10 protein-coding genes are annotated in these 7,348 nt (G+C 64.9%); 3 read left to right on the top strand and 7 right to left on the bottom strand.

Annotated elements, in window-relative coordinates; all coding sequences use genetic code 11:
• Both AC1DKD_RS37150 and AC1DKD_RS37145 read right to left on the bottom strand, forming a co-directional pair.
• On the bottom strand, positions 1 to 774 hold a 774-nt coding region (locus AC1DKD_RS37150; RefSeq protein WP_477144418.1), incomplete at its 3' end, for a PAAR domain-containing protein.
• A 63-nt stretch (positions 775 to 837) separates the two neighbouring features.
• Positions 838 to 1,548, bottom strand: coding sequence for a hypothetical protein (locus AC1DKD_RS37145; protein WP_441632972.1), 711 nt, complete (start codon positions 1,546 to 1,548; stop codon positions 838 to 840).
• A gap of 290 nt (positions 1,549 to 1,838) precedes the next feature.
• On the opposite strand from AC1DKD_RS37145, the gene AC1DKD_RS37140 reads away from it, so the two are divergent.
• Positions 1,839 to 2,231: a hypothetical protein gene (locus AC1DKD_RS37140; protein ID WP_441632970.1), complete on the top strand. Its 393-nt coding sequence runs from the start codon at positions 1,839 to 1,841 to the stop codon at positions 2,229 to 2,231.
• 129 nt (positions 2,232 to 2,360) lie between these two features.
• Here the strand turns inward: AC1DKD_RS37140 and AC1DKD_RS37135 are convergent, their stop codons facing one another.
• The 5 genes from AC1DKD_RS37135 to AC1DKD_RS37115 all read right to left on the bottom strand — a co-directional run bounded on the left by AC1DKD_RS37135 (position 2,361) and on the right by AC1DKD_RS37115 (position 6,210).
• Positions 2,361 to 2,795 carry a hypothetical protein gene (locus AC1DKD_RS37135; RefSeq protein WP_441632968.1) on the bottom strand — a complete coding sequence of 145 codons (435 nt, stop codon included), beginning with the start codon at positions 2,793 to 2,795 and terminating at the stop codon, positions 2,361 to 2,363.
• The gene (locus AC1DKD_RS37130; protein ID WP_441632966.1) at positions 2,792 to 3,385 is read right to left on the bottom strand and encodes a DUF4166 domain-containing protein; all 594 of its coding nucleotides are present in this window, start codon (positions 3,383 to 3,385) and stop codon (positions 2,792 to 2,794) included. The genes AC1DKD_RS37135 and AC1DKD_RS37130 overlap by 4 nt, the downstream gene beginning before the upstream one ends.
• Positions 3,382 to 4,890, bottom strand: a complete 1,509-nt coding sequence (locus tag AC1DKD_RS37125; RefSeq protein WP_477144417.1) for a TIGR01777 family oxidoreductase — start codon at positions 4,888 to 4,890, stop codon at positions 3,382 to 3,384. The genes AC1DKD_RS37130 and AC1DKD_RS37125 overlap by 4 nt, the downstream gene beginning before the upstream one ends.
• A 92-nt stretch (positions 4,891 to 4,982) precedes the next feature.
• Positions 4,983 to 5,531 carry a GbsR/MarR family transcriptional regulator gene (locus tag AC1DKD_RS37120; RefSeq protein ID WP_035862436.1) on the bottom strand — a complete coding sequence of 183 codons (549 nt, stop codon included), beginning with the start codon at positions 5,529 to 5,531 and terminating at the stop codon, positions 4,983 to 4,985.
• Between the two features lie 64 nt (positions 5,532 to 5,595).
• Positions 5,596 to 6,210, bottom strand: a complete 615-nt coding sequence (locus AC1DKD_RS37115) for an HD domain-containing protein (RefSeq protein WP_441632961.1) — start codon at positions 6,208 to 6,210, stop codon at positions 5,596 to 5,598.
• 128 nt (positions 6,211 to 6,338) lie between these two features.
• Between AC1DKD_RS37115 and AC1DKD_RS37110 the strand changes: the two genes are divergently transcribed.
• Both AC1DKD_RS37110 and AC1DKD_RS37105 read left to right on the top strand, forming a co-directional pair.
• Positions 6,339 to 6,758, top strand: coding sequence for a GNAT family acetyltransferase (locus AC1DKD_RS37110; RefSeq protein ID WP_441632959.1), 420 nt, complete (start codon positions 6,339 to 6,341; stop codon positions 6,756 to 6,758).
• Positions 6,759 to 6,773: 15 nt separating this feature from the next.
• Positions 6,774 to 7,184, top strand: a complete 411-nt coding sequence (locus tag AC1DKD_RS37105; RefSeq protein WP_441632957.1) for a VOC family protein — start codon at positions 6,774 to 6,776, stop codon at positions 7,182 to 7,184.
• Positions 7,185 to 7,348: the final 164 nt, after the last annotated feature.

Raw genomic sequence — 7,348 nt, 5'->3', positions numbered from 1 at the left:
ATCCGGCATCGTGCAGAAAAGGTGCCCAATAAAAATTGAATACGTCCCGTCCGGCTTGCAGATGGAGGCAGCTGCTGGAATCTCATCACCCTTCGCGCGCGGCACGCACCCAACCCGGGCGAGCGCTTCCTTTGTTTGGCGCTCATAGTTCCTGTCGGTCAGCCCACGCATGATCTCCCGCATCCGGGCCAACCCATCACGCAATGTCTCGCGCGTATCCTCCCTCGCATTGCCAAACCAAAGGCGGACCTTGTCCTGATCCGCCCGATTCCACCGGTCCAGCTCCACCAGTCGATCACCCATCAGGCGCACAGCCTTGTCGCGCAGCCGGTTCATCGTGGAATAGAACTCCGCGTTGCTCATGTTCTGGCAGATCAGCGTGGGATCGTCTTCCGGTGTTGACTGGCGCGCCCCCTCCACCAGCTTGTTCGATGCCTCCACCGGCTCGGCGACAGCGCTATGCGTCGGCATAGGCGTGCGGCCGCCATGGGTCACCTGAATCGTGAAGGTGTTCTGCGAGGCAATGACGAACGGCTTGACGGCACACTTGCAGTTGACGCGAGCGCCTTCCACCAGGACCTGCTTGTCCATCAGGCTAAAGGCCGGATAGCAATCGTTGGTGACAGTGCCACCACTCTTGCACACCGGGCAGGTGGCAAAGTCCCCCTCGACGCCGACCTGCACGCCGTCTTGCGTCATCTCCCCGGTGCCGATCAGCACGCCGTTGTTACTGGTGCGGTCCCCATTGCGAAGCGCACATCGAATATCCATCATTGGAAGTCTCCACGAATCGTGTGTTCTTGCGGTGGCTTCGGCCATCAGCCTGAAGCCGACCGTTCAGGCATTCACCTTGCGGACCGGTTCTCCGAAGAACACCTCGATGGGCACGAAGTGCCATTGCGCGGCTTCGGGGTCGTAAAGGGCTACCTGGTTGATCTGCGCCCCCACGGGGACCGTTCCCGGCATGCGCTGTATGGCCAGCGCCACGGCCTGATGCCGTTGCTGTTCCGTCCAGGTTTCCAGCAGGCAGTGCGAATCCGCGTGCGCGAACAGCCCGGCGTGTTCACGCAGCCGTTCGTACTTGGCAATGCCGTCCTGGTCGATCTCGAGGTCGATGGCATCGCGCCGCGCTTCCGGGATCTCTTCGGTCTGCACCATGCAGACACTGGCGAGCGCCCCTTTGCGCCGGACCACGATCCGGCCATCGCTCGCAGCCCAGCCACAGTGCAGGTTGACATGGAGCTTTCCGCCGCTATCCCGGATCAACGTCCGGGGATCGAAAGCCGCCGCATGCACGACGTGATACGGCTTGCCCGGGCCAGACACGAACGCGGCGTTCAGCAGTGCATCAAAGGGTGAGATATGGACGGCCAGTGCGGAGCCGGCATCGGCGTTGCCCTCCTCCACGAATTCGCAAGCGGCATTGCACCAGTCCGGCTGGCCGTCCCCCGGCGCGTAGTTGACCAGCACGAACAGGGCTGGCCGGGTATGCAGAACGTGCCCGCATGAGCGAAAGGGCGTATTAGGGGGCGTATTGGGTAGCGCCATTTGAGTGCACCTCCTATGAGTGAAATTTGGAGTGCCTCAATCTTTACTCGATACGGCGCGAGCGTTGGTTGGGAAATTTCTGATTTTGCTCGGGGATTGAGCAAAGGCGGGACGACGAAGCGTCCGGCGTGCTTGAATTCAACAAGGCGCGGCATCGCCCTTTAGTGTCGGTGAAGGGATCCTGGATGCCGTCCGAGATGAGCTTTGTAGCGATGGACTGCGTGATGCGGCCAGCTTGACTGAAAGCAAGCCAAGCGATGTCGTAGAGCAGATAGCACTACTGGAGGCGCATGAAACCAGAATTCAGCCTGTTGCAGATGAGAGATGTTTGGATTGATGCCTACAAATATGGCGACATCGATCAGCTGGATTTCGTGCAGAGCGCCCATTTCTTTGTGAAGCGAGGCGAGACGATCCTGACCAAGCAGCAACAACTTGGACACATACGTACACGCTTGGCTGCAAACGCATGGCGCGCTGACGAATTGAACGCTCATGATGAAACAAAAGACGTGATGGAGCACGCCGAGTGGGCAACGATCTCCGGCACCGGTTCAATGAGGCAGAACGGGAGGGTGCTCTCCCGATTCCGGTTTCTGGAACTCTGGCTGGTCAGTGACGGGCGATGGCAGGTCGCCGCATTGTGTTATGAGGATGCCGGCAACCGTGAGGCATCGAGCTAGCCTTGTTTCTCCACGCCGAACGCATGCCGCTATACGACTCGGCGCGGGAAACACCTGCGTCAGCGTCTGCTAGCCGCCAGGCACGCCATGCGCGATGGAAGGGGTAGAGACATTGCTGACGCTGCAATATCAGCGGTCCCGATACTTCAACGCGAACAGCGTCATCCCCCAGAACGGCACCCACCAGGCCAGATCGCTGCACAGCACGAACAAGCCGCTGCGCCATTCGAAGACGCCAGTCAGCGCTCCGTGCAGGAAGCCCAGCGGCCCCAGCGTCTTGCCCACCAGGCCCACCACCACCAGCGGCCAGTAGCGCAGCATGTCCTGCGCCGCGATCCAGTAGCCCAGCGCGTAGACGCCCACCATCATGCCGATGCAGCGGATCATGGCGTCAGGCGTGACGGGCATGCCCAGCCAGTCGAAGATCTGCGACGGCCACAGGCTCAGCGCAATCGCATAGAGCAGGTTATAGAACGCGGCCAGCCGCAATACCGCGGGCATCCACGCTGGTATGCGGGGCAGGCTGACGGACGCATTGCGCCCGATGGTCGGATCGGACTTCATTCCACATTCTCCGGGTGAGTATCAGGTTCAGGTTCGCGGATGGCGAGCACGCCGTCGTAGCGCAGCAGGTAGCCCAGGCGTGGCGCCCATATGCGCACGTCGCAGCGATAGCGGTCCGCATCCAGTGCGCGTTCGCTGGCCAGCACGTGCAGCCACGGCACGGTCAGGCCGAACAGGCTGACGCCGCGGCTGGCCTGCCGCAGGCGCCCGGCGCCATCGACACGCGTTGCCAGCACGATGGCCAGCGGCCCCAGGCGTTCGGTCACTTGCCCGGCCCGCGCGTGCCGCATGCGGCTCGCCACGATGTGCCCGCCGATGCGGCGGTGCCAGCGCTCGCCGGCGGGCTCTGGCGAGATGGTCACAAGGCAAGCCGCCGCCGCCGCGGGCCGGGGCAGCGCCGACAGCCGCATCAGCGCCCGCAGCCAGCCCCGCGCACTCCAGCGCACGCTCAGCGTGCCGCGCAAGTGCACGCCCTCGGCACGATGCACGCGCCGCAGCACCGGCGGCAGGCTGGCAAGGGCGGTCCCCAGCATGGTCCCGTACAGGCTTTGCGGGCCACCGTCCGTGGCATGCGCGGCGAGCGTGTTCATCCACGTGCCCGCCCGTTGCCGAGCAGGTCCTCCAGCGCCAGTTGCAGGGTCGGGAAGCGGAAGGCATAGCCTTCCTGCTGCAGTCGCGCCGGCGCCGCGCGCAGCCCGTCGAGCAGCAGCGTGGCCTGCTCCCCCAGCGCAAGACGCATGGGCCAGGCCGGCGTCGGCATCCAGGCCGGGCGGCGCAGCACAGCGGCGGCGCGGCGGACCAGGCCGGCCTGCGTGGGAGTCTCGGGCGCTACCAGGTTGTAGGTGGCGACGGCGCCTTCGCTTACCGGCGCCGCTCCACGGCACAGCCACGCGATCACGCCAAGCACGTCGTCGATGTGGACCCAGCTCTGCGCCTGGCGGCCGCTGCCCATCGGGCCGCCGAAGCCCAGCCGCACCGGCATCATCATGGCCGGCAGCGCGCCCTGGTGGCCGTAGACCACACCCAGGCGCAGGATGGCCAGCGGAATGCCGAGCCCGGCCACGGCGCGCGCCGCCAGCTCCCATTCCCGGCACAGTTGCGAGGCGAAGATATCCTGCGGCGCGCTGGCTTCGGTACGATCGCGCAAATCGTCGTCGGCCTGGATGCCGTAGTAGCCCACCGCCGAACCGTTGATCAGCAGACGCGGCCGGTGCGTGGCCGACGCTAGCCAGGCAGTCAGCGCGCGCGTGGTGCCCACGCGGCTCTCCACCAGGCTGCGCTTGCGCGCGGCACTCCAGCGCGAGCCCAGGATAGGTGCGCCGGCGAGGTTCACCACGACATCGAAGCGCGTGGCAGGATCGAGTTCCGCGAGGGCACCGACGCACGCCGCGCGGCCATCGAACAGCTGCGATGCCACGCGCGGGTTGCGCGCCCAGATCGTGACGCGGTGCCCGTCCGCCAGCAGTGCCCGCACCAGCGCCTGGCCAATGAAACCGGTGCCGCCGGTCAGCAGGAAGGATTGCGCGCGCCGCGCCGTATCGGCCCCGGCAAAATCGAACGCCGGCACCGTGCCGGCACGGTCGGCAAGTGCGCGGCTCGCCAGTGCATCGCGCACCCCGGACGCCGCCACGCCCAGCGCAAACACGCTCAGCCCCCAGCTTTGCCAGCCTTGCGGATTGAGATGCAGGCCGGTCGGTAAGTGCCACCACGCTTGCGAATGCCACGCCAGCAGGCCGAAGATCACGCCACCGTTGATGGCCAGCACGGTATGCGTCACCCGCTCGCTCGGCGGCAGGYTGCGGGTCTGGTCCTCCACCACGAAGTCGCGCAGCGTCAGCAGGATCTCGATGGCGATGATGGCCCACAGGGGAACCAGCCATGCGCCACCCCACGCAAACCACGCCAGGCCGGCGAACAGCACGCCGTACAGCACCGCCCGGATCGCATGCAGGCGCAGCTCCGGCGCGGCGTTGTGCTGCTGCGGCAGTGCGCAGCGCAGCTCGTGGTGCCAGACGGTGTCGAAGGCGCCCATCAATCCCTGCACGATCAGCAGGTTGAGGATGACGGTATGGAGCGTGTCGCTGGCCGGGTCCATCTCAAGCATCCTTAATTACAATAATTTCTGTTAAAAGAGAAATATCAAGTCAAAAAAACGGCCGCCATGGCGGCCGGCTCTTCATGCCTGTGCTATTTGCCAGCTTCGCGGGCGCGCTGGTCGCCACGCACCAGCTTCTGGATGCGCGCGCCCAGTTTCATTACCTTGACCAGTGTGTCGGGCGAGAGCCGCAGCATCTCGTCGCCCCAGCTGCCCAGCGTTTCCATCAGCTGCAGCGTGGCGATGATGCGCTTCTGCACTTCCTTGCTCTCCCTGGCGAAGGCGGGATTGTTCACGCATTCGTGCAAGGCATCGATGGTGGGATCGAACTCGCGCTGCTTGCGCTCGCGCACCACGGTGCGGAACAGGTCCCACACGTCGGTGACGGTCTCGAAGTGATCGCGCCGGTCGCCCATCATGTGCACGGTGCGGATCAGCTTCCAGTTCTGCAGCTCTTTCAGGCTGTTGCTGACGTTGGAGCGCGCGACGTTCAGCGTGTCGGCGATTTCCTCGGCCGGCAGCGGATGCTCGGCAAGGAATAGCAGGGCGTGAATCTGCGCGACGGTGCGATTGACGCCCCACTTCGAGCCCATTTCGCCCCAGTGCAGGACGAATCGTTGTGCGACCGGTTGAAGTTCCATGCCTGACAGTTTATCCGTTCGGAAATTTCCGTCAAGACAGAAATCCAATTTCAGGCAAGCAGGCTCAGGCCGGCCGCGCCAGCGTGCTTTCGTTTTCCTTCACGTACATCGAGTTGCGCGGACGCGCGAACACCCGCCGCACCATCGGCTCGAAGAAGGACAGCGGCAGCGTGTCGTAGTCCCGCATGAAAGCCGCGCCGTCGTACTTGGCGCAGAACTCGGCGGTGCGTTCGAACAGTTCGGGCTGGCTGCGGAATTGCTCGCGCAGGTTGCGGTCGAGACCGAGGTGGTGAAAGAAGTAGTAGCCCTGGAACACGCCGTGCTTCTCGACCATCCAGAGGTTTTCCGGGCTGACGAAAGGCTTGAGGATGGCGGCGGCGATGTCGGGATGGTTGAACGTGCCAAGCGTATCGCCGATATCGTGCAACAGCGCGCACACCACGTACTCTTCGTCGCGCCCGTCGCGGTGGGCCAGCGTGGCGGTCTGCAGGCAGTGGGTCAGGCGGTCGATGGGGAAGCCGCCGTAATCGCCGTCGAGCAGCTTGAGGTGATCGAGCACGCGGTCGGCCAGCGCCTGCGCGAACGGCATGAACTCCGCGGATATCGCGGCCCAGTCCTCGCGCGTGCCTTGCTCCATGTGGCTGAAGGTGGCACGGGCGTGCGCAGTCGTTTCGCTCATTGTGGGGTCTCCGTGCAGGGTGATCCTGCTTGTTTTGATGGTGATGAGCAACGATTCTGGCACAGGTTTCGCGGCTACACTGTCAAGGACTTAACAATGCAGCCGTGTGCCGCGGCGCATCAATCCGCATGCAGATCCGCCCTTACCTGGCTGCCGACGAAGCCGCCATCATCGACCTGTGGCAAACCTGCGGCCTGACCCGGCCGTGGAACGACCCGAAGAAAGACATCGCCCGCAAGCTGACTGAACAGCCGGAGCTGTTCCTGGTCGGGGAAGTGGATGGCCAGCCGGTGGCATCGGCCATGGTCGGCTTCGACGGCCATCGCGGCTGGGTCTACTACCTTGCCGTGCATCCCGACTACCAGCGCCGCGATCATGGCCGCCGCCTGATGGCGCATGCGGAGCAATTGCTGATCGAGCGCGGCTGCCCCAAGATCAACCTGCTGGTACGCACGGGCAACAGCAGGGTCATCGACTTCTACCGCAGCCTCGGGTACGCGCAGGATGACGCCGTCAGCCTGGGCAAGCGGCTGATTCCGGATATCTGAGCGAGGTCAAACGCCATGTTCCACATCCTCGGCATCGATCACCTGGTCCTGCGCACCGGCAATGTGACGGCGCTGATGCGCTTCTACGTGGACGTGCTTGGCTGCAGCCTGGAACGCGTGCAGCCGGACTTCGGCCTGATCCAGTTGCGCGCCGGCGGCGGCCTGATCGACCTGGTCGCGCTGGAGGGCCCGCTCGGCCGCGCGGGCGGCGCCGGCCCCGGCAAGGAAGGCCGGAACCTGGACCACTTCTGCCTGCGCCTCGATCCCTTCGACGCGGATGCGCTTGGCACCCACCTGCGCGCGCACGGGGTGGAGCCGGGGCCGGTGGAGATGCGTTTCGGCGCCGAGGGCAAAGGCCCGTCGATCTACGTGCAGGATCCCGATGGCAATGTCGTGGAGCTGAAAGGACCGCCCGCAAACATGTGACGCAACGTGGGCATTCCGCCCGGATGCCCGCTACAATTCCCGCTTGGCCCTCGCCGCCACTCGCGCCATCCGTCCCCCTCCACGGCGGTCCCCGGCGCGGCGGCAACGACCGCGTCCAGGCGCGCAATGACAAGACACGAAGCTTCTCCCGGCAGGCCCCCTAT

The organism is Cupriavidus sp. 05T313, from assembly GCF_056396665.1.
Note: the sequence above shows the minus strand (reverse complement) of the source record. Positions and strands in the feature narration are given on the sequence as shown.